This window comes from Acinetobacter sp. CY17 (genome assembly GCF_059515825.1).
Genome location: NZ_JCAKMX010000016.1, coordinates 1 through 20,875, shown reverse-complemented (window position 1 = coordinate 20,875; position 20,875 = coordinate 1). Strand labels below are relative to the sequence as shown.

The window sequence follows — 20,875 nt, the reverse complement described above, 5'->3', positions numbered from 1 at the left end:
TGGTCAGATAGAATGTAAAATTCTAGGATAAAGTGTAAGAAAGGAAGCAACATACGAGCGCAAACGGACAAGAGATGCACGTCATTGTTTTGTACAGCAACAATTCAAAATTTGGAACGATTGTTTCAGAATTGTGTAAAAACAATTGCTGTTGCCGAGCGGCATGTTATGTGTTGTGTCTTGTAAGAAAATGACAGGATTGACATCCTTTATTTCTTGAACATGCAATATAGAAGAGAAACTAGACTTTGTCAATTTAGCAGTCAAAAAAATACGTTGCATAAGCACAACGTATTTTTAAGATCATGATCTAGACGAGGTGAATAGATCAGATGTTCGAGTTAGATGTTTTCGTCAATGAAAGCAGCTAATTTTGATTTTGGTGCAGCACCCACTTGAGTACCGACAACTTCACCATTTTTGAACATAAGCAAAGCAGGGATGTTACGAATGTTATAGTCTGCAGCAACAGATTGTAATTGTGTTACGTCAACTTTAACAATTTTCACTTTACCTTCGTATTCAGTTGCAAGTACTTCAAGTACAGGTGCAATGGCTTTACATGGCGCACACCAGCCCGCCCAGAAGTCAACAAGAACAGGTACATCAGACTCTAAAACGTCAGCCGCGAAAGTTGCTTCAGTGGTATTTACGATAGACATGGATTTGGCTCCAGATGATTTTTTAAGATAGCTCTATAATTATTAGTATTACATAGCCATCTGTAACAATGTAGGGGAATATTTAAATTTTGTGGCTTTCGATGGAGTTTGTCTAATGGATGATCACGATGGTATTCATCGTGTAACACAATTAACCAAGCGGCTAAAAAAGCAATCTTAGAAAAATCAGTGCACAAATGGCTTTTAAATTGCATATATGTGAATTAATCTAGGGGGCAATTCTGCAAGGATTTGTTTAAATAATGTCAGACTTTTTGATTGATGAAGAGTTGCTTGCTGCCATCGATATGGGATCGAACAGCTTTCATTTGGCGATTGCGCGTGTTGATCATGGCGAAGTAAAAAAAGTTGCCTCAATGTCAGAAAAGGTTCAGTTAGCTGCTGGTCTTGATGAAAATAAGAACCTAACTGAAGCTGCCCAGCAACGTGGTTTAGCTTGTTTGGCGCGTTTTGTTGGTCGTTTAGGTTCAGTACAGCCCAATCGTTTACGTATTGTGGCGACCAATGCACTGCGCCAAGCGAAAAACGGACATGAATTTATTCAAAAAGCCGCTGAAATTTTACCAAAGCCGATTGAAATTATTGCGGGTCGTGAAGAGGCGCGTTTAATTTATTTAGGCGTTTCACATACCATGGAAAATAGTGGTCGTCGCTTGGTGATTGATATTGGTGGTGGTTCGACTGAGCTGATTATTGGTGAAGAGTTTGAACCGATTCATACCGAATCGGTACAAATGGGCTGTGTAGCATTTACCAAGGCTTACTTTGCTGATGGTGAAATTAGTCAAAAAGCATTTGAACGTGCCATGACAGCGGCTCGTAAAGAAGTGTCAGGTTTGGTCAATACTTATAAAGACTCAGGTTGGGATACGGTGGTCGGTTCAAGTGGTACCATCAAAGCCTGTCGTCAGATTTGTGTGAATATGGGGTGGAGTAATGAAAAACAAGAACTGACCCGTGAAGGCTTAGAAAAAATCAAAGACAAAATGCTTAAATATAAGCACGTGTCTGACATAGAACTTGATGGCCTAAAAGAAGATCGTCGAGCAGTTTTGCCAGCCGGTATTGCCATTTTATATGCAGTTTTTGATGTATTAAACATTGATAAGCTGGTTTATTCGGATGGTGCATTACGTGAAGGCGTGATGTATGACTTGCTGGGTCGTTTCCAACATGAAGATATTCGCGATCGTTCGGTACATGCTTTAATGGGGCGTTACAATGCCGACCCTAAACAAGCTGAACGTGTAGTGGCGACCGCACAGCATCTATTTGAAAGTGTTGCGCCAGCCTTAAATTTAACTGTAGACGACAGTGATTTACTGCGCCGTGCCGCGTATTTACACGAAATTGGTCTGGCCATTAGTCACAGTGGTTATCACCGTCATAGCGCATATCTTTTGCAACACTCTGATATTGCCGGCTTCTCACAAATTGACCAAAATTATCTCTCTCATTTGGTCGCACATCATCGCCGTAAACTACGGAGTGAAGCTAAAGTTGACGTTTTACGCGTAGGTGGGCAAAAACTCATCTACTTATGTCTATTACTTCGCCTTGCAGTTTTGCTCAACCACAGTCGTAGCGATGAGATGCTTCCTGCCATTGAATTACAGGTGATCAATGCGCAACAATGGCAACTTAGCGTTTCTGGTGATGCCAAACAATGGCCTCTGCTCGTTGCCGAGTTACATGATGAACAAGTGCAATTTAAGCATTGGGATATTGAATTGAATATTCAGTCGGAACAATTTATCGATTAACGAACGGGTTAATTAAGGGATAATGGTCGACCTATGAAAAATAAAGCTGTATCTAAAGCATGGACAACGGTTCAAATTGCACGTCATCCGGAGCGTCCGCAATTCTTGGATTATGTTGGTGAAATCTTCACTGAATTTGACGCGTTGCATGGCGACCGTTTATTTGGTGATGATGGTGCCATGATTGGTGGTTTAGCCCGCTTAGACGGTCAACCTGTGATGGTGATTGGTCAGCACCGTGGTCGTAGTACACGTGAAAAACTACAACATAACTTTGGGATGTGTAATCCTGAAGGCTACCGTAAATCACAGCGTTTGCTGGATATGGCAGAGCGCTTTAACTTACCGGTATTTACCTTTATTGATACGATGGGCGCATACCCAGGGGTAGGTGCAGAAGAGCGTGGTCAAGCAGAAGCGATTGCTTCAAGTTTAGCACAGCTTTCAAGCCTTAAAGTGCCTGTTGTTGCAACAGTGCTTGGTGAAGGTGGCTCAGGCGGCGCTTTAGGTATTGGTGTTGCGGATCGCGTGATTATGCTGTCGCATAGTATTTATTCTGTGATTTCACCTGAAGGCTGTGCGTCTATTTTATGGAAGACGGCTGAAAAGGCAGAACAAGCCAGCGAAGCTTTAGCCTTAACTGCAGAAAAACTACAAAAAATTGGTATTGTTGAGTACGTGGTTGACGAAGGTGAAGGTGCGCATTTAGATCCTGAAAATGTGATGTACGCGCTTAAAGATGTGTTAAAGCAAGCTTTAGCTGAATTACAACCAATGAGTGCCGAAGAGCGATGCGAAGCACGTTACCAACGTTTAATGAAGTTTGGCAGCAACAACTTAGGTCTCGCCTCTTAACCACTTGGCCTTATGCTGAGTCAAGCTTTTTAATCGCGTGTAGTGGCGGCATGGACTCCATGTTGCTGCTACAGGTGATGTCTGCTGTATTTCCTGAAAAAATCCGCGCCATTTATATTAATCACCAGCTGCAAGACTTAAGTGCCAGTTGGGGTGATTTTGTGCGCGCAGAATGCGAAAAACTAAGCATTCCTTGTCTGGTGGTCAATGTAGACGTGCAAGAGGGTAATCTAGAAAACCAAGCACGAATTGCTCGTTATCAAGCCTTTAGGCAGCATATTTTGCCTAACGAAATTTTAGTCTTGGCGCATCATCAACAAGATCAAGCCGAAACTGTGTTGCTGAATTTATTTTCAGGTAGTGGCGTGGGTGGTTTAAGTGCCATGTCGGCTTTGGATCAGCGTGATGGCTTCAAGATCTGGCGACCATTCTTAGATATATCACGTGAGCAAATCGCAGTTTGGGTTGAGCAAGACAACATTGCCTTTATTCAGGATCCAACCAACTTTGATACCCACTATGACCGTGCTTGGTGCCGTGAAACCTTATGGCCGCTGTTAAACTCGCGTTTTCCTAAAATGCAGCAAGCCGTGAGTCGTAACAGTTATTTAATGCAAGATGCTGCTGATATTTTGGCAGAAGTTGCAGCGCAAGATTTACAAATGTGTGGCAATGCCCAGCACTTACAGATCCCTCAGCTGTTACAGTTATCAAAAGCAAGGCAACGCCAGTTGCTCTCTAATTGGATCAAGGGTGAGGCACAATATCGTCCAAGTCTGGCTATGGTGGAACGTATTCAAACAGAAGTCATTGCCGCTAAAACTGACGCGCAAGCGGCGCTGCATCATGCTGGATTCTATTATTTACGTTATCAAAATGTGCTGTATAAGGTTAGTAAAGCTGATTATTTGGCACAGCAACATCCGATTTCTACGGAAATTTTACAGCTTGATGAGCAACAAACAATTCAAGTTGCCGCAGGGCAATTTGCTCTTCAAACAGCGTCACTTGGCTTAGACCCAAAACTATTGGGTCAAAAACTGATGTTAAGCCCGCGTGTAGGCGGCGAGAAGATCCATCTGTATGGAAGAGTGGGGCGCTGGCCGTTAAAAAAAGCGATTCAGGAGGCGCAAATTTTTCCTTGGCAACGCCATCAGATACAAATATTAAGCAAAGATGATGTTATGCTAGGCGTTTTTACCCCAAAAGGATTTTGGCTTGCCGAGTCAATCTATTGTCAAAGCAATGGCTGGCAACCCAAGTTATTGATTGATCATTAACCTTGAGCAAAAAATCATGAGTGCTGTTTTAGATTGTAATATTAGTTTTATTGGTGGCGGAAATATGGCTCAAGCCTTAATTGGTGGCTTGATTGCTCGTGGTTTAGCGCCGACGCGTATTACAGTGTCTGACCCAGTAGAAGCTGTGCGTGACTTACTGGCAGAAAAAAAAGTACAAGTGACCACCGATAATGCTGCAGCAATTTTAAATGCCGACATTGTAGTATTTGCTGTCAAACCCCAAGTACTTGCTCAAGTGCTTAAACCATTGAAAGGTTTATTTGCAGATAAGCTGGTGATTTCAATTGTGGCAGGGGCAGAAGTTGCAACGATTGCAAATCTTTTAGATACACAGCGCGTTGTACGAGTCATGCCAAATACCCCAGCTTTAGTTCAAACTGGGGCGCATGGGTTATTTGCCACTGATGTTGTCAATCAGGCAGATCGACATTTAGCCAGTCAAGTTCTGGCGGCTACTGGTTTAACTATTTGGGTAACAACTGAGTCGCAAATTGATGCGGTGACGGCAGTATCAGGTTCGGGTCCTGCATACTTTTTCTATATGATGGAAAGTATGATTCGTGCAGGCAAAAACTTAGGTTTGGATGAAAAAACTGCCACTGAGCTGACTCTACAGACTGCACTCGGTGCAGCACAAATGGCGATTACCAGTGCCAGTACGCCAGCACAATTACGTAAAAATGTCACTTCACCTAATGGTACAACGCAAGCTGCAATTGAAGTGTTTGATCGTGCGCATATTTCACAAAATATTCAAGCAGCATTGGCAGCAGCCAAAACCCGTAGCCAAGAGTTGGCGCAAGAGTTAAGCGAAAGCAGTAAATAAGTTTTTTATTTAGGAAAGTTTAAGTATGGGTGCAACCTCTGCGCTATTTTTTGACATTATTATTAATGTCGCGATTTTATTGGTGTTCTTCCGCTTTTTAATGCAACTGGCTGGGGTAAATGCCTATAACCCCGTGGTACAGTCAACGGCCAAAGCCACTAAAATTGTGGATGTGTTTGGGCGTATTTTGCCAACAATTGCAGGTGGTCGTGTCAATTTAGCAGCACTGGTGCTCACCGTATTGTTGTATTTTCTAAAGGTCTTTGGCTTTAAATACTTAAATGCGCAGCCAACAGGTGGGGCAGGTTACTTTATTATCAGCACTGTGTTGTCTATGTTGCATTCATTGGTTTCAATTTTAAAATATTTACTCTTTGCTTACATTATTTGTAGTTGGATTCAAATGTTTAGCCAAACCCGCTCGCCTTATATTGATCTGATTCAAGAGTTGGCCGAACCGATGTTAGCACCGTTTCGTAAGATTATGCCTAATATGGGGATGATTGATTTATCGCCTATTTTGGCATTCTTTACCTTATATATTGCTGAAATGATGCTCAGCTCAATTGTATAAATAAAGCTTCAAAAAAAGGACGCCGTGGCGTCCTTTTTTGTTTTTAACGTTTTAGTGTGCTTGGTCCCAGTTTTGACCCTTCCCAACTTCCACAATTAAAGGTACAGAGAGTTGAACAACAGATTGCATGACGTCACGTAATTGCTCAGCGAGTTGATCGGCAATATCTTGATCTACTTCAAAGACCAATTCATCGTGTACTTGTAGTAATAATTTAGCTTGATCCTTCGGTAAGATTTTATCCACTTCAATCATCGCCATTTTAATGATATCTGCTGCTGAGCCTTGTAAAGGTGCATTAATGGCAGCACGTTCTGCGGCTTTACGTACCATCATATTACGTGCATCAATATCAGGCGTATATAAACGACGACCGCTAATAGTTTCAATAAAGCCTTGCTCTAAAGCCACTTGGCGGGTGCGCTGCATATATTCGTAAATACCTGGATAACGGTTAAAGTACTTTTTAATATACTCTTGTGATTCTTGGCGGCTAAAACCGAGCTGACGGGTTAAACCAAATTCCGACATACCATACAGCAGACCAAAGTTCACCGCTTTGGCTTGACGACGTTGGTCATTGCTCACATCGTCTAAAGCAATGCCCAATACTTCTGCCGCAGTACGACGATGCACATCTTGATTATGGTTAAAGGCGTCGACTAAGGCATCATCTTGCGAAAAATGTGCCATTAAACGCAGTTCAATTTGTGAGTAATCGGCTGCGAGTAACACACGACCTTCAGGTGCCACAAAGGCTTTACGAATTTGACGGCCGATTTGCTCACGGACTGGAATATTTTGTAAGTTCGGATCAGTCGAAGATAAACGACCTGTTGCGGTTAACGCTTGATGGTAACTGGTATGCACACGGGCACTTGCATCGTTGGCTTGTTTAATTAAACCATCGGTGTAGGTGCTTTTGAGTTTAGTTAAGCCGCGATATTCTAAAATCAATTCCGCGATTGGATGCTCAATTTTCTCTAAAATACTTTCACTGGTGCTGTATTGACCCGTCGAGGTTTTTTTACCACCTTTTAAGCCCAATTTTTCAAACAGTACTTCACCGACTTGTTTCGGTGAGCTGACATTAAAGCTTTCACCAGCAATTTCAGTGATCTTTTGCTCTAACGCTGCAATGGCAGTGGCAAAATCATTACCTAACTGCTCTAAAAAAGCTAAATCAAGCTGAATGCCATTTTCTTCCATTACGCTTAAAACACGCGCGGTAGGCATTTCAATATGATGCAAAATATTGCTTAGTTCAGGAATGGCTTTAAGCTTTTCATCGAGCACTTCATAAAGACGATAGGTCACATGCGCATCTTCTGCGGCATAGTGGGCAGCTGTTTCAATCTCAATTTGATTAAAGGTTTTTTGCTTAGCACCTTTGCCAGCGATTTGCTCAAATGTAGTGGTAAAGTGACTTAAATAGACCCGCGCGACATCATCCATACCATGCCGTGTCGCCACAGAATTTAAAACATAAGAGGCCAGCATGGTATCAAAATACCAACCTTGTAAATGAATACCATGGTTTTCTAACACATGCGCGTCGTATTTGAGGTGATGACCAATTTTATCAATATTAGGATTTTCTAGAATTGGTTTGATTTGCGCGAGGATTTGCTCACGATTAAGTTGTTCAGGTGCACCGTCGTAATCATGGGCTAATGGGACGTAGTAGGCATCGCTTGCATCAAAAGCCACTGAAAAACCAACAATTTCCGCCACGCGATAATCAAGGCTGGTGGTTTCGGTATCAAAAGCAAAACGCGTTGCAGTGTTTAAACGCGCCCATAGATTGTCCCAATCGGCTTGACTCAGTACAGTATGGTATTTGGCTTGACCAAGTTGATCATCTGTACTCGTTTGCGCAGCTTGTTGTATAACCTCTACGCTTTGCGGCTGAGTATCTAAAGCTTGATTAATCTTTTTATATTGTGGGCTGTTGGGATTATTGGGATGGTCTAAAGACTGTAATTGGTTACGGAATTCAAGCTCGGTATATAAACGGCGCAATTCGTCTACATTGGGTTCTTGCAGTTTAAGATCCTCATAACCAAAGTTTAAATCTAGGTCGCAAACAATACTGGCCAATTGATGGTCAAGGGTAATGCCTTCAACGCTGTCTTTGATATTTTGACCGACTTTACCTTTGATCTTATCGACGTTTTCTAAAATACCGCCAATTGATCCGTATTCGGTTAACAGTTTCGCTGCAGTTTTAGCACCAACCCCTGGTACACCCATAATACCGTCAGATGCATCACCCATTAAAGTGAGGTAATCGATAATTTGATGCGGCCACACACCAAACTTATCAAATACCGCTTGAATATCCATAGGACGTTCTTTAAAGCTGTCTTCTAAAGTAACTTTTTCCGTGACCAATTGCGCCATGTCTTTATCACCAGTTGAAATTAACACTTGATGACCTAAAGCTTCTGCACGCTTGGCCAATGTGCCAATAATATCGTCAGCTTCGGCACCGGCTAAAAAGTGTAATGGAATGCCTAAAGCACGAATCAAGGCATGCAAATACGGAATTTGCTCTGCAAGTTCGCTTGGCATACTTGGGCGGTCACCTTTATAAATGGGTGATAAATGATGGCGGAAAGTTGGCTCTGAGGTATCAAAGATCACCGCCATATGGGTAGGCTGAGTACGACGCATCAATTTTTGAATGGCAGAAATTGCACCGCGCACCGCATTGGTATGCAAGCCTGTGGAGGTGGTTAATGGTGGGAGGGCGTGAAAGGCACGAAATAAAAAGTATGAGCCATCGACCAATACAAATGGTGGCATGCGAGGAATCCTAATTTTTTGCATCAATAGTATTGTTGTTGATTTTAGCATATGCCATTCAACATCCTATTGGCTGTTGTATCATCATTAAAACACTTGAGAACAAAACAATGACCCATAAGCAATCTGAACTGCGCATGATGTGGTTACTTGGCTTGCTGATCTTAGGATTTTCTGCGTGGTTTGTCTTTAAACATCAGGTGATCAGTGTGTTATGTGGCTTAGCCTTTGTCATGAGTATTATGCAATATGTCAATGCTTTAGCGACTCAAACTGAGCCACAAGCGCCTGCACGTTCACGTGTGCCTTTGTATTTATGTTCAGTGGTTGCGGTAGTTGCCGCTGTGTTGCAGTGGTCTTGGCTATTTGCTTTGGCATTAAGTTTGTGGATTTATTTTTTACTGAGTTGGTTGCAACAGTTAGAACGAAAAATCACTGGCTTACTGCAACAACAGCCTGAATCGTTAGAGGAGTCAGTAGCCCTACCAAGATTTAATTCAGTGCCTGTACCTAGTGATAGTCGCTCCTCGCTGCCGCAGAGTATCATGACATGGCTATTACAGGGCAACCCTGTGCTTAAAGGGGCTATGCTGATTTTAATAGTTGGCATTATTCTATTATTGCGCTTTGCGACAGAATATTGGCAAATCAGCTTAACCTTAAAATTATCAGTTCTCGCGGTTATTGCCACAGCAATTACGCTATTGGGGCTGTGTTTAAGCAACAAAAACCGTAGCTTTGCCTTGGCTTTACAAGGGTTGGGGCTGGCAATCTTATGTTTGGATTTATTTTTTAGTTATTACAATCAAATTTTGCCAAGCTTTGTTGTGGCCAGTTTAGCCTTTGCAGCCTTAATGGCTGTCAGTATTTATTTAAGCTTAAAACAAAACAGTATTGAGCTGGCCTTTATGGCGATGTTGATTGCTTATGCGGCGCCGTTTACTTTGCCCGTTCGTGAAGCAACTGCTGCAGAATTTTTAGCCTACTATTTGGTTGTGAATATGGCTATTGCATGGCTTGGGACTTGGCGCGCATGGAAAGCGCTCAATCAAGTGGGTTTTTTAGTCACGTTGTGGGTTGGCGGCGCCTATGTATTTTGGTTTGGACAAGACAGCCAACAAGAGTTAATTGCACTATATGTAGTGCTGCATAGTCTGGTGTTTATTTGGTTGGCTTTTCGTTTTAGTCAGTTGTTATCTCAGCAAGATGTGCAGGGCTTTGCTTTAAAACCGACGCTTGATTTAGGTTTGTTATTTGGCGCACCGCTCTTTGCTTATGGCGCGTTGTATTTAATTTATTTTGAACAAATCAAAACGCAAGCCTTGCTGAGTGCAGCTTATGCGCTGCTATACGGAATTTTATATTTTATTGCCAAACGTCAGCAGCAAATGAGTTGGATTAAGCACAGTTACTTTAGCCTAGCACTGCTGTTTATAGCATTTATCCCTGCGATTTTACTGCCTAAGGAATGGAGTGTCGTAGGCTGGTCTGTACTGGGTACAGCGGTGTTTGTATTGGCCTTACAGCGCCAATCTGCTATTAGCCGTTATGTGGCTATGGCATTGCTGATGCTTGCAGGCGCTAGCGCGGCTTATTATTTAGTTGATCTAGACCATTTTGCCAGTCATATCTATTGGGTATTAGCGCTGCTGTTTATAGCGGTTGTGGTGATCAGCAATAGTACTCAACACTATCGTCAGCAGCTTGCAACCTTAGATGTAATATTCTTAAGTGGCTTAATGTTTGTGGCGGTCATTTTGCTCCAGGTATTGTTATTAGATGCCTTAGAGGGGGCATTGCAAGGCGTGATCACGCTAAGCATAGTTGGTTTAGTTTATCTGCTTATCAATGAAGGGCTAATTAATCGCCGCGCCACATGGACATGGGCTTTACCTAAATGGATTGGCTTATTACCAATTTTTACTTATGCCTTTTGGTTGCTGCTTGGCCATGTAAAGCATGGTCAAATCATATGGGAAAATGGCTTAGAGCAAGGCTTATTTTTTACCGCACTCATATTGCTGAGTGCGGTGTGTATCCGCCCATTACAGGCCATTTATGACGATCGTGAATGGGTCAGTCTGACGACTTTAATCAGTTTGGCTTTGGCCAGTAGCAGTTTACTGCCGCATATGCCCTTTGTGAGTATGGTGATTTTACCACTGGTTTTTGCGCTGTACTGCTACAAGCAAAAGGCACTCTGGTCACAGTGGTGGCAAGCGCGTAGTAGCCTGGTGGTCATGGCGATATGGATACTCAGTTCGCAATTATTTGCCCAAGAAAGTTTTGATGCTTATGTTGCACCTGTGATTAACCCCTTTGATGCAGTAAGTATCGCGATGCTCACCAACTTTATTTGGATACTGCTACAGCAGCAAAAATCTGGCTTGGAACGTGGTTTACTCGGTGTATGTGGGGTATTGGGTGTGCTGTGGCTAAGTAGTTATATTTTATTGCGTGCCTTACATGTTTATCTAGATACGCCCTATAACAGCATTGCCATTTGGCAAGATGCCACAGTACAAATGAGCTTAACCTTACTGTGGGTCATTTTAGCCTTTATCACGATGCAATTTGCGAGTCGCAAGCAGCTCAAGAGTGTGTGGATACTCGGGGCGAGTGTATTGCTATTGGTGAGCTTGAAATTAGCTTTATTTGATTTAGCAAATATTGGCACCCTAAGTCGAGTATTGTCATTTTTAGGCGCAGGTTTACTGATGTTAATTATTGCTTATATTGCACCAATGCCTGAACAGCACAGCTAAAAAAGCCCAACCTTAAGTTGGGCGAGGTGTTAAAGCTTAGGCTCACGTTGTATGTCTTGTTTATGGGCATATTCATCTATGTCCATCTGCTGTGTTGGAGCAGATGGAATAGGGCGATCAACAAAGCCCATTTTGGGTACAGGAATCTCAATTTGATTATCCACGAAACCATTACGAATACGCTCATGCAGCTCATCTTTAACTTTTAAAAAGTTTTCACGCTGACACCACACTGCAAACAATATTTCAATCGAAGATTCACCAAAGGAAGTCACAGTTACTGCGGGTTTAGGATCAGCCAATACCAAGGGATATTTTTGTGCCACATCTAATAAAACCCGACGCACTTTAATGATGTCTTCATCAAAGTTGATGGCAAGGGTAATTGGAATGCGTCGGATAGGAAATTTAGATAAGTTTTGTACTGGGGCGCGAATCAGTTGTTCGTTGGGTAAGCGTACATAAACATTGTCTTGAGTAAGGAGTTTGACTGAGAGTAAATCAATTGAAATTACTTCACCTTCAATGGTATGACCACGAATCAGGGTAATTTGAATGGTATCACCGACTTCAAACGAGCCTTCGCCAATTAGAAACATACCACTAATTAAGTTGCTGGCTGAGGTTTGTGAAGCAAAACCTAAAGCAACGGTTAAAATCCCCGCCGCACCTAAAAATACACTGAGTTTAAAACCGGCTTCTTTTAAGCCTGCGATCATAAACAGCAAGAAAATACTGTAGAAAATCCCGCGTCGCCAGACCAAACTTTGATGGGCATTAAACTTGGTGCCTACGGTGCGAATAAAGGTATTGGACACCAATCGGGCAATAAAGAAGCCTAAGATAATAATGACAACGGCAATAATAATTTCAATGATGCGTTCGCTCTTCCAACCGGAAAAGGTACCGGTGAGACTGCTAAATACACCATCGACAATTTTTGAATCTGACATAACAATCCCTAGAAGAATGAATCAAACATATTAAACAACACGCTGCCTGATTCGCGTGGCGGTTGTAGATAGGTGACTTCTCCGGCATGAATCGGGGTGCGGTTTTCAATACGAATACGGGGTGGTCGATCTAAGCCTTCATGATTGACGCGAATTTGCGAGGTCCATAAACGGCCGGTACTTTCACTAAAAAACAGTGGTAGGGCGGTCACGGGTACGTTCATCCGGTCAAAGCGTAATTGCTGATTACTGGTGTTATGAAATTCAATGGGGGTAATGGCACGAAATGAACGCGGTTTGAGTTGATTGAGTTCAGTACGGCCATCCACAGACGTGGCATAACAAATCTCACCTAAGCGTGGATTTGGACCAAACCAAGTATCTTTAGGCAAAATCACGGGAATATCAAACAAGGGTTCGCGTTGTCCTTCGACAAAACCTGCAATCCAAAGTGGGGTACTAATATATAAAGTACCGCGTTGACTGGCGGGAATATAAATGGGATCAACGGGTTTAATTACTACAGAACGATTGGCTAAACGCGGCATCAACTGTACAGTACCATGTGTGCTTTTAAACATATAGCGTTCGATATGGACTGGCTGTGGAAAAGCAAAAGCGGGATCCTCTATCGGGTGCCACTGCTGTTCATAATCATATTGCACTTGTGGGCGATGATATTCTAAGCGCCACTCCTGTAAACCACGCGTTAAACGCAGCAGCAAAGAACCAAATTGCCAAGCACGTGCCTGACCAATCTCAAAACTATATTCGCCCCACCATTTGGCAATCGGGCTCAAGGCATTAGAGTGCATTAATATCCTAGTCCGCAAAAAACTGACTTCACGTTGTCATGTGCTTAGAGTACACTCAAAACAATTTTTTTCATCATGATAATTTGTGATGCAGCCATTAAAACATGTACAAATTCCTTATAGTTTTGCTAAACGGCATGCCATTTTAATTCGTTATGCGGGTGATCAGCCGATTATCGTGCGCCGTGAACATACGCCTTTACTTGCCATTCAAGAAGCAAGACGTATTTTGGGCGTGCCTGCTCAGCATGAACTATATGACGAACAACAATTTAGCCAATTACTCAGTATAAGTTTTGCGGGTGATAGTAATGAATCGCAGCAGGTTGCCGCAGGTTTAGAAGATCATCCTGATTTATTGTCTTTAGCCGATTCTGTACCTGAAGCTGAAGATTTGATGGATCAAGAAGATGATGCGCCGATTGTGCGTCTGATTAATGCCTTGCTGTCTGAGGCGATTCGGGTCGGTGCTTCAGATATTCATATTGAATCTTTTGAGAAAAAACTCTCGGTACGATTACGCGTCGATGGACAATTGCGAGAGATTGTCCAGCCGCGCCGTGAACTCGCCCCGCTGTTGGTGTCACGGATTAAAGTCATGGCACGCTTAGATATTGCCGAAAAACGTGTGCCGCAAGATGGTCGTATTTCGTTACGTTTGGCTGGACGTGAAGTAGATGTGCGTGTTTCGACCTTGCCATCGAGTCATGGTGAACGCGTGGTAATGCGTTTATTGGATAAACAAGCCGGTCGTCTGAATATGAGTCATTTGGGTCTCATGCACGAGGACTACACACGTTTAAGCACTTTGGTGCATCGTCCGCATGGCATTATTTTAGTGACGGGCCCAACTGGTTCAGGTAAAACCACCACGCTGTATGCGGCGCTTGCAGATCTTAATGATGGTTCACGTAATATTTTAACTGCTGAAGATCCGATTGAGTATCAACTCGAAGGCATTGGTCAGACCCAAGTCAACACCAAAGTGGATATGACCTTTGCTCGCGCTCTAAAAGCCATGCTACGTCAAGATCCAGATGTGGTGATGGTGGGTGAAATTCGTGATTTAGAAACTGCTGAAATTGCGGTACAGGCATCCTTAACCGGTCATTTGGTCTTGTCTACCTTGCATACCAATACCGCAATTGGTGCGGTGACCCGTTTAAAAGATATGGGCATTGAACCATTTTTATTGTCGAGTTCTTTAATTGGGGTGATTGCCCAGCGTTTGGTGCGTACCTTGTGTCATCACTGTGTGACGTGGCGCGCAGCGGATGAGTTTGAGCGACAAGTCTTTGCTGATGTTCAAGCGCAAGACGCCTTACAGCTCCCTCATCCAAAAGGTTGTGAATACTGTGGACACACCGGTTTTAGTGGTCGTACTGCGATTTATGAAATTGTGCCTGTAGATGATCAAATGCGCCGTCTTATCCATGGCAATGCCGCAGAATTTGAGCTAGAACAGTATGCCCGCCAGTCGGCAGGCTCGATCCGTAATGATGGCTTAAACAAAGTGTTACAGGGTAAAACCACCTTAGAAGAGGTATTACGTGTCACCAATGCAGCAAGTGAGTGATTACCAAAGGCTGACAATCTTCTGCATAAGCTGGGCACGAAACGGTGCAGTTGGGTTGCCAGGATTGCGCAAGGTTTCATTTTCATAAAAGGCTTGCCATGCCTTTGCCATATTTAAAGTCACGCCTTGGATTTTCATCTGTGCTACATCGGCTGCGCTTATATTATTTAAGCGTGCTTCTGCACCATCTGGGCCTGTGCCCCAACCAATAATTCCTTGACCAAAACTCGGTAGGTTAATGTTATTGGGGGTAGAGGGAATTGGCATACGTTGGTAGGCAGGATTCACCAATGATTTAAGCGCAGGACGGACTTTTTCAGAAATCGTCAGTTCAGCTTGAGTCAAAGGAGAAAAGGCGAGCAAAGCTGCCGTAATCAAAGCCAGTTTTAGCATTGGAATAACCTAAACAAATAATCTTTGATTATAGAAAAATTCACCATAAAAAACAGCGCTGGTAGATTGGTTCTAGCAAGCGCTGTTTTTGTATCGCAAAATTAGAATTAATAATTGACTAAAACACGGTGCTGCATCAGAGGCATTGATTCACGAATCTTGGCTTGTTCGGCTAAATCAAAAGGTACAGTAATTAGGCCTGCACCGTTTTCATCAATTAAAGCTAAAACATGCCCACGTGAATGAGTTGCAGCTGTATGCCCCCAAGTTTGGCGTTTTTCACCATGCCAACCTTGCTGCGCTGCACCTAGGACTTGGCATTGACTATCCATTGCGCGTGCTTGCAGCAATAGTTGCCAGTGCATTTGACCGGTGGTGTAGGTAAAAGCCGCAGGTGCAGTTAAAATATGAGCACCTTGCTGACGCAATTGCAGTGCAAGTTCTGGAAAGCGTAAGTCATAACACACCATGAGGCCAATACTACCAAATGGAGTCTTCGCAACCACCACATCTGTACCGGGTTCAAAATATTTGGATTCTTGATAGCCACCGACTGCATCTCCCACTTGAACATCAAACAAATGAATTTTGTCATAACGCGCTTCAGTTTTTTCTGGGCTAATACATAAGCTCACAGTGCGTACTCGTCCATCTTGAATGATTGAACCATCTGGACGATATGGGCAGGGTAAGGTACCCGCCACAATCCAGAGATTGTAACGATGGGCGAGCTGTTCTAGGCGTGCTTGAATCACTTCAAACTGCTCTGCGGTTTGGCGTTGTTTGCCACCTGCAAAACAGACGAAGTTTTCTGGAAAGACAATCAACGATGCGCCGGCTGCTTGACTCTGCTGCATCAATTGTTCAATGACGTTGAAATTAGCTTCAATATCATCTTGGGAGTTCATTTGTGCAACAGAAAGAAAAGTCATGGCTACTCCATTTTATACATTTTGATTTGATTGTTCTAAATTTTGTTGTTCTTTTTCAAGTTGTTTAACCAGTGGCTCAAACATATTTTGATTATTTTCGTTGAGTTTCATTAAGGTCTTATGCGCATCGAGTACAGTAGTCAGCATATTGCGATGGGTAATATTATCTTCAACCAAAGCGCGGGTACAGACTTGCGGATCACCACAGTAATTTAAAATCACAAAGACCTGACCTAGGCCCATACTATTGGCTAAAGTAGTGATATCTGGATTGGTCGACAGCATCACAGCTTGAATTTGGTGGATTTGCTTGAGCTTAAGCCCCAGTTTCGCCAAGACACCCAGTACAGTGCTATCAATAAAAGTGGTTTGAGTTAAATCAACAATCGCACCCACAACATTTTCATGCTGTTCTAATTTATTGAGAAGTTTATCGAGACTGATGCAAGATTGGGCACGCACTTCGCCAATAAGCTTAAAAATATGCGTTCCGTCTAAACTTGCGTATTCAACATGACCTGTTGACATATAAATGCCATTTGCAGAGAAGGATAGAAAATTATCCCATAGGCGGTAGGCATAACTCAAGTATGGATGAGTCGTATAAGCTTTGTAAGTATTGTAACTATTTGATAAATATTTTATTTCATGCGTCTTAAACTTAAGATGGCAATATCATCCGCAACATGTTCTGGTGCTTGAAATGATTGATTTTGCAAATGAAATACCAATTGTTCAAATTGTTCGCTTAAGCCGCCTGTGAATGGTTCAAGCGCACCATCTGAACAAATAATGAACCGCGCGTCGCGATTTAAAGTGCATTCAAACTCTTCAACCTCTAAATCTTCAGTTAAACCCAATGGAAAACTGCTTGTATTTAACACTTTAGGTGGTTGATCTTTCTCAAAAATAATCGCAGGTGGATAATGTCCTGCGCTTGACCAACGAATTTGATGGGTTTCTAGGTTTAAAATTCCTGCCAGCATGGTGATATGTTTTTCAATATTTTCTTGCACCAACATGCCATTGAGTTTTTTGAGTAGCTCACGTGGCGTTTTAGAACGTCCATGAAAAGCAGCCATCCACGAGGTCAGTAAAGAACTGGTCACGCCATGACCTGAGACATCCGCCAAATAGAACATAATCTCTTTGTCACTGATTTTCCAATAGTCGTACCAATCGCCTGATAAATACGCTGAGGGCTTAAATAAGGTTTCAACTTGATAGTTTTGCAATTCAATAGGATTAGGCAATAAGCGTTTTTGTAATTCAGCTGCGGAAGGTAAATCACGACTATCTTGGTTGCGCTTATATTTAGCATCAATACGCAGTAGTGCAGCTTGAGGGTTTTCAGGCAAGCGATTCCAAATCCAACCGGCAAGTGCACCTTGTTCCCAAGCTTGTGATAAAGCACTACCTTCTTGATCAAAGGCCAGCACAATCGTCGGCAAGCTCCATTTATGGGTCAAATAATCCTGCACATCCGCAATCGCGACAATGGTAGGGTCATACAAGTGAATGTCTTCTATGCGAATCATTTGTACACTGGGTAGCGTATCTAAGACCTGATCTAAATAAGCGATATCGCGAGTCGGTTGAATGAAATACATAAAGACTGTGTATGATCCTGAATAACAGTGAGTTGAACTACTATAGCAATCAATTGCAGCATCAATTCAATGATGCTGCAATTTTTGTAAAACTTTTTAAAATTTACGGATTGATTTCAAGCTTTTCTTCATCTAGATCGACTGAATCATCAAATTCATCATCAATAAAGCTGATAGCAGCAGCATCGGCATCACGTTTTTGCGCAATTTCAAAGCTCTTTCGTTGTAGGTAAATGTCACGCATGGCTGCATATTTATCACCTTGTAATACACCATCTAAATCCAGTAGGCGCGCACGGGTATCTACACCACGCCATGCGATTTCACCCCAATATAAGCCATCATGATCATCAAGCATATATTTTTGTGGTCGTGCTTGGCTGTCAACAATATTACCTAAACCATCGCGTAGTGTACTTGGTCCCATTACAGGTAAAACCAAGTAAGGACCAGATGGGACGCCATAAAAACCTAAAGTTGTGCCTAGACTCTCATCTTCACTATCTAAACCAAGACGACTAGCTGGATCAGCAAAACCTAAGGTGGTTAGGGTGTTAATGGTAAAACGTCCGAGGGTTTTAATGGCACGTAAAGGTTTGGCCTGTGCGAATTGATTGACCGCATTCCAAGGTTCATCTAGATTTTTTCGTGCTTGGGTTAAGGAGCCGCGTACTTGTTCAGGTACCTTTTCACTATAGCTTACCGCAACAGGACGTAGCACAGTACGATCTAACACATCATTAAAAGCATAAATTTGCCGATTTAAAGGTTGTAAAGGATCTTTGACCTCTTCGCTTTGTGCAGCATTGGCATCGACTTTAAATTGATCAACACGCAATTGTTTTAATTGTTTTAAGCTCTCTAGCCGAGACACTTCACTGCTTGCGGTAGGCGGTTTTTGATTTTCCATGGCAAAACTTGCTGAGCTCAGTAGTAAACTGCCAAGACCTATCCATAGATAAGAACAATGACGCATATAAAATCCTTATTGATTAATCTGTTATCAAGGTAAATCGGGCAAAGCCACAGCGTTGTATCGGTTATATAGAAGGTTATTAAAGCAAATTTAATCAAAAAATACAGAAAAAAGCGCAAAATGTATAAAAAATATTCAAATAAAACATTTTTCATGTATTTAAAGACTAAATGACTTGCAACATGCATCACTTTGTCTATAATGCCCATCCATCGGCGGTGATTGAAATAAATCGCTTGACTCTTGTGGGAATAAGAGTAATATAGCCGACTACTTGCTTCTGACGAAGATGCAAGAAAATCATTAAGAGATTATGAAGAACAACTTGTGTGGATTTTTACTGGTTGATCAATCGAATATATTTTCATTGATAATTGGTAAGAATTTCTCGAAGTTTATTTGAGCAAATTTTTTGTCAGTAATTGATGAGCCAAGATTGGTGCCCTATAGGCACTATTGATTTTAAACTGAAGAGTTTGATCATGGCTCAGATTGAACGCTGGCGGCAGGCTTAACACATGCAAGTCGAGCGGATGAAGGTAGCTTGCTACTGGATTCAGCGGCGGACGGGTGAGTAATGCTTAGGAATCTGCCCATTAATGGGGGACAACAGTTGGAAACGACTGCTAATACCGCATACGCCCTACGGGGGAAAGCAGGGGATCTTCGGACCTTGCGTTAATGGATGAGCCTAAGTCGGATTAGCTAGTTGGTGGGGTAAAGGCCTACCAAGGCGACGATCTGTAGCGGGTCTGAGAGGATGATCCGCCACACTGGGACTGAGACACGGCCCAGACTCCTACGGGAGGCAGCAGTGGGGAATATTGGACAATGGGCGAAAGCCTGATCCAGCCATGCCGCGTGTGTGAAGAAGGCCTTTTGGTTGTAAAGCACTTTAAGCGAGGAGGAGGCTACTTAGATTAATACTCTAGGATAGTGGACGTTACTCGCAGAATAAGCACCGGCTAACTCTGTGCCAGCAGCCGCGGTAATACAGAGGGTGCGAGCGTTAATCGGATTTACTGGGCGTAAAGCGTGCGTAGGCGGCTTTTTAAGTCGGATGTGAAATCCCTGAGCTTAACTTAGGAATTGCATTCGATACTGGGAAGCTAGAGTATGGGAGAGGATGGTAGAATTCCAGGTGTAGCGGTGAAATGCGTAGAGATCTGGAGGAATACCGATGGCGAAGGCAGCCATCTGGCCTAATACTGACGCTGAGGTACGAAAGCATGGGGAGCAAACAGGATTAGATACCCTGGTAGTCCATGCCGTAAACGATGTCTACTAGCCGTTGGGGCCTTTGAGGCTTTAGTGGCGCAGCTAACGCGATAAGTAGACCGCCTGGGGAGTACGGTCGCAAGACTAAAACTCAAATGAATTGACGGGGGCCCGCACAAGCGGTGGAGCATGTGGTTTAATTCGATGCAACGCGAAGAACCTTACCTGGTCTTGACATACAGAGAACTTTCCAGAGATGGATTGGTGCCTTCGGGAACTCTGATACAGGTGCTGCATGGCTGTCGTCAGCTCGTGTCGTGAGATGTTGGGTTAAGTCCCGCAACGAGCGCAACCCTTTTCCTTATTTGCCAGCACTTCGGGTGGGAACTTTAAGGATACTGCCAGTGACAAACTGGAGGAAGGCGGGGACGACGTCAAGTCATCATGGCCCTTACGACCAGGGCTACACACGTGCTACAATGGTCGGTACAAAGGGTTGCTACCTCGCGAGAGGATGCTAATCTCAAAAAGCCGATCGTAGTCCGGATTGGAGTCTGCAACTCGACTCCATGAAGTCGGAATCGCTAGTAATCGCGGATCAGAATGCCGCGGTGAATACGTTCCCGGGCCTTGTACACACCGCCCGTCACACCATGGGAGTTTGTTGCACCAGAAGTAGGTAGTCTAACCGTAAGGAGGACGCTTACCACGGTGTGGCCGATGACTGGGGTGAAGTCGTAACAAGGTAGCCGTAGGGGAACCTGCGGCTGGATCACCTCCTTAACGAAAGATTGGCGACCGGTAAGAATCCACAACAAGTTGTTCTT

General features: G+C 43.1%; 16 protein-coding genes and 1 rRNA gene. 8 read left to right on the top strand and 9 right to left on the bottom strand.

Annotated features, from left to right (window positions below):
- Nucleotides 1-341 precede the first annotated feature (341 nt).
- Complete coding sequence (trxA, locus tag AC5YCI_RS11310) at nucleotides 342-662, bottom strand: thioredoxin (RefSeq protein ID WP_122900211.1); 321 nt, start codon at nucleotides 660-662, stop codon at nucleotides 342-344.
- Nucleotides 663-925: 263 nt separating this feature from the next.
- On the opposite strand from trxA, the gene ppx reads away from it, so the two are divergent.
- From ppx to AC5YCI_RS11285, 5 genes are read left to right on the top strand one after another with little or no spacing between them, the layout of a single operon-like run.
- Entirely contained in the window at nucleotides 926-2,446 is a 1,521-nt protein-coding gene (gene ppx / locus AC5YCI_RS11305) for an exopolyphosphatase (RefSeq protein WP_496130017.1), read from the top strand.
- A 33-nt stretch (nucleotides 2,447-2,479) separates the two neighbouring features.
- Nucleotides 2,480-3,301, top strand: a complete 822-nt coding sequence (locus tag AC5YCI_RS11300; RefSeq protein WP_496130016.1) for an acetyl-CoA carboxylase carboxyltransferase subunit alpha — start codon at nucleotides 2,480-2,482, stop codon at nucleotides 3,299-3,301.
- Nucleotides 3,238-4,581, top strand: a complete 1,344-nt coding sequence (gene tilS, locus AC5YCI_RS11295; protein WP_496130015.1) for a tRNA lysidine(34) synthetase TilS — start codon at nucleotides 3,238-3,240, stop codon at nucleotides 4,579-4,581. The genes AC5YCI_RS11300 and tilS overlap by 64 nt, the downstream gene beginning before the upstream one ends.
- Before the next feature lie 16 nt (nucleotides 4,582-4,597).
- A complete protein-coding gene (gene proC, locus AC5YCI_RS11290) occupies nucleotides 4,598-5,428 on the top strand; it encodes a pyrroline-5-carboxylate reductase (protein ID WP_496130014.1) in 831 nt (276 codons plus the stop codon).
- A gap of 25 nt (nucleotides 5,429-5,453) precedes the next feature.
- Nucleotides 5,454-6,002, top strand: a complete 549-nt coding sequence (locus AC5YCI_RS11285; RefSeq protein WP_496130013.1) for a YggT family protein — start codon at nucleotides 5,454-5,456, stop codon at nucleotides 6,000-6,002.
- Between the two features lie 51 nt (nucleotides 6,003-6,053).
- Here the strand turns inward: AC5YCI_RS11285 and polA are convergent, their stop codons facing one another.
- Nucleotides 6,054-8,810, bottom strand: coding sequence for a DNA polymerase I (polA, locus tag AC5YCI_RS11280; protein WP_496130012.1), 2,757 nt, complete (start codon nucleotides 8,808-8,810; stop codon nucleotides 6,054-6,056).
- Between the two features lie 110 nt (nucleotides 8,811-8,920).
- Between polA and AC5YCI_RS11275 the strand changes: the two genes are divergently transcribed.
- Complete coding sequence (locus tag AC5YCI_RS11275; protein WP_496130011.1) at nucleotides 8,921-11,575, top strand: DUF2339 domain-containing protein; 2,655 nt, start codon at nucleotides 8,921-8,923, stop codon at nucleotides 11,573-11,575.
- 29 nt (nucleotides 11,576-11,604) lie between these two features.
- Here AC5YCI_RS11275 and AC5YCI_RS11270 read toward each other — a convergent pair whose 3' ends face one another.
- The gene (locus tag AC5YCI_RS11270; protein ID WP_496130010.1) at nucleotides 11,605-12,528 is read right to left on the bottom strand and encodes a mechanosensitive ion channel family protein; all 924 of its coding nucleotides are present in this window, start codon (nucleotides 12,526-12,528) and stop codon (nucleotides 11,605-11,607) included.
- 8 nt (nucleotides 12,529-12,536) lie between these two features.
- Nucleotides 12,537-13,343: a DUF432 domain-containing protein gene (locus AC5YCI_RS11265; protein WP_496130009.1), complete on the bottom strand. Its 807-nt coding sequence runs from the start codon at nucleotides 13,341-13,343 to the stop codon at nucleotides 12,537-12,539.
- Nucleotides 13,344-13,431: 88 nt separating this feature from the next.
- Here AC5YCI_RS11265 and gspE point away from each other — a divergent pair, with 88 nt between their 5' ends.
- Nucleotides 13,432-14,919 (top strand): type II secretion system ATPase GspE, encoded by a 1,488-nt coding sequence (gene gspE / locus AC5YCI_RS11260; protein ID WP_496130008.1) that lies wholly within the window; start codon nucleotides 13,432-13,434, stop codon nucleotides 14,917-14,919.
- On the opposite strand, the gene AC5YCI_RS11255 is transcribed toward gspE, so the two are convergent.
- The 5 genes from AC5YCI_RS11255 to AC5YCI_RS11235 form a co-directional block, all read right to left on the bottom strand.
- Entirely contained in the window at nucleotides 14,920-15,312 is a 393-nt protein-coding gene (locus AC5YCI_RS11255; RefSeq protein ID WP_496130007.1) for a DUF4951 domain-containing protein, read from the bottom strand. It lies immediately after the preceding gene.
- A 107-nt stretch (nucleotides 15,313-15,419) separates the two neighbouring features.
- On the bottom strand, nucleotides 15,420-16,244 hold the full coding sequence (locus tag AC5YCI_RS11250; RefSeq protein WP_496130006.1) for a carbon-nitrogen hydrolase family protein: 825 nt from the start codon (nucleotides 16,242-16,244) through the stop codon (nucleotides 15,420-15,422).
- A 12-nt stretch (nucleotides 16,245-16,256) separates the two neighbouring features.
- A complete protein-coding gene (gene gigB, locus AC5YCI_RS11245) occupies nucleotides 16,257-16,772 on the bottom strand; it encodes an anti-anti-sigma factor GigB (RefSeq protein ID WP_496130005.1) in 516 nt (171 codons plus the stop codon).
- Nucleotides 16,773-16,885: 113 nt separating this feature from the next.
- Complete coding sequence (gene gigA, locus AC5YCI_RS11240; RefSeq protein WP_496130004.1) at nucleotides 16,886-17,854, bottom strand: RsbU family protein phosphatase GigA; 969 nt, start codon at nucleotides 17,852-17,854, stop codon at nucleotides 16,886-16,888.
- Nucleotides 17,855-17,957: 103 nt separating this feature from the next.
- The gene (locus tag AC5YCI_RS11235; protein ID WP_496130003.1) at nucleotides 17,958-18,830 is read right to left on the bottom strand and encodes an MlaA family lipoprotein; all 873 of its coding nucleotides are present in this window, start codon (nucleotides 18,828-18,830) and stop codon (nucleotides 17,958-17,960) included.
- A gap of 464 nt (nucleotides 18,831-19,294) precedes the next feature.
- Here AC5YCI_RS11235 and AC5YCI_RS11230 point away from each other — a divergent pair.
- Nucleotides 19,295-20,831, top strand: a 16S ribosomal RNA gene (locus AC5YCI_RS11230).
- The last annotated feature ends 44 nt before the right edge of the window (nucleotides 20,832-20,875 follow it).

What these genes read in the sequence shown, in the direction of transcription:
- trxA (WP_122900211.1), bottom strand. Translation starts at nt 662, where the DNA reads ATGTCTATCGTAAATACCACTGAAGCAACTTTCGCGGCTGACGTTTTA.
- ppx (WP_496130017.1), top strand. Translation starts at nt 926, where the DNA reads ATGTCAGACTTTTTGATTGATGAAGAGTTGCTTGCTGCCATCGATATG.
- AC5YCI_RS11300 (WP_496130016.1), top strand. Translation starts at nt 2,480, where the DNA reads ATGAAAAATAAAGCTGTATCTAAAGCATGGACAACGGTTCAAATTGCA.
- tilS (WP_496130015.1), top strand. Translation starts at nt 3,238, where the DNA reads ATGCGAAGCACGTTACCAACGTTTAATGAAGTTTGGCAGCAACAACTT.
- proC (WP_496130014.1), top strand. Translation starts at nt 4,598, where the DNA reads ATGAGTGCTGTTTTAGATTGTAATATTAGTTTTATTGGTGGCGGAAAT.
- AC5YCI_RS11285 (WP_496130013.1), top strand. Translation starts at nt 5,454, where the DNA reads ATGGGTGCAACCTCTGCGCTATTTTTTGACATTATTATTAATGTCGCG.
- polA (WP_496130012.1), bottom strand. Translation starts at nt 8,810, where the DNA reads ATGCCACCATTTGTATTGGTCGATGGCTCATACTTTTTATTTCGTGCC.
- AC5YCI_RS11275 (WP_496130011.1), top strand. Translation starts at nt 8,921, where the DNA reads ATGACCCATAAGCAATCTGAACTGCGCATGATGTGGTTACTTGGCTTG.
- AC5YCI_RS11270 (WP_496130010.1), bottom strand. Translation starts at nt 12,528, where the DNA reads ATGTCAGATTCAAAAATTGTCGATGGTGTATTTAGCAGTCTCACCGGT.
- AC5YCI_RS11265 (WP_496130009.1), bottom strand. Translation starts at nt 13,343, where the DNA reads ATGCACTCTAATGCCTTGAGCCCGATTGCCAAATGGTGGGGCGAATAT.
- gspE (WP_496130008.1), top strand. Translation starts at nt 13,432, where the DNA reads ATGCAGCCATTAAAACATGTACAAATTCCTTATAGTTTTGCTAAACGG.
- AC5YCI_RS11255 (WP_496130007.1), bottom strand. Translation starts at nt 15,312, where the DNA reads ATGCTAAAACTGGCTTTGATTACGGCAGCTTTGCTCGCCTTTTCTCCT.
- AC5YCI_RS11250 (WP_496130006.1), bottom strand. Translation starts at nt 16,244, where the DNA reads ATGACTTTTCTTTCTGTTGCACAAATGAACTCCCAAGATGATATTGAA.
- gigB (WP_496130005.1), bottom strand. Translation starts at nt 16,772, where the DNA reads ATGTCAACAGGTCATGTTGAATACGCAAGTTTAGACGGAACGCATATT.
- gigA (WP_496130004.1), bottom strand. Translation starts at nt 17,854, where the DNA reads ATGTATTTCATTCAACCGACTCGCGATATCGCTTATTTAGATCAGGTC.
- AC5YCI_RS11235 (WP_496130003.1), bottom strand. Translation starts at nt 18,830, where the DNA reads ATGCGTCATTGTTCTTATCTATGGATAGGTCTTGGCAGTTTACTACTG.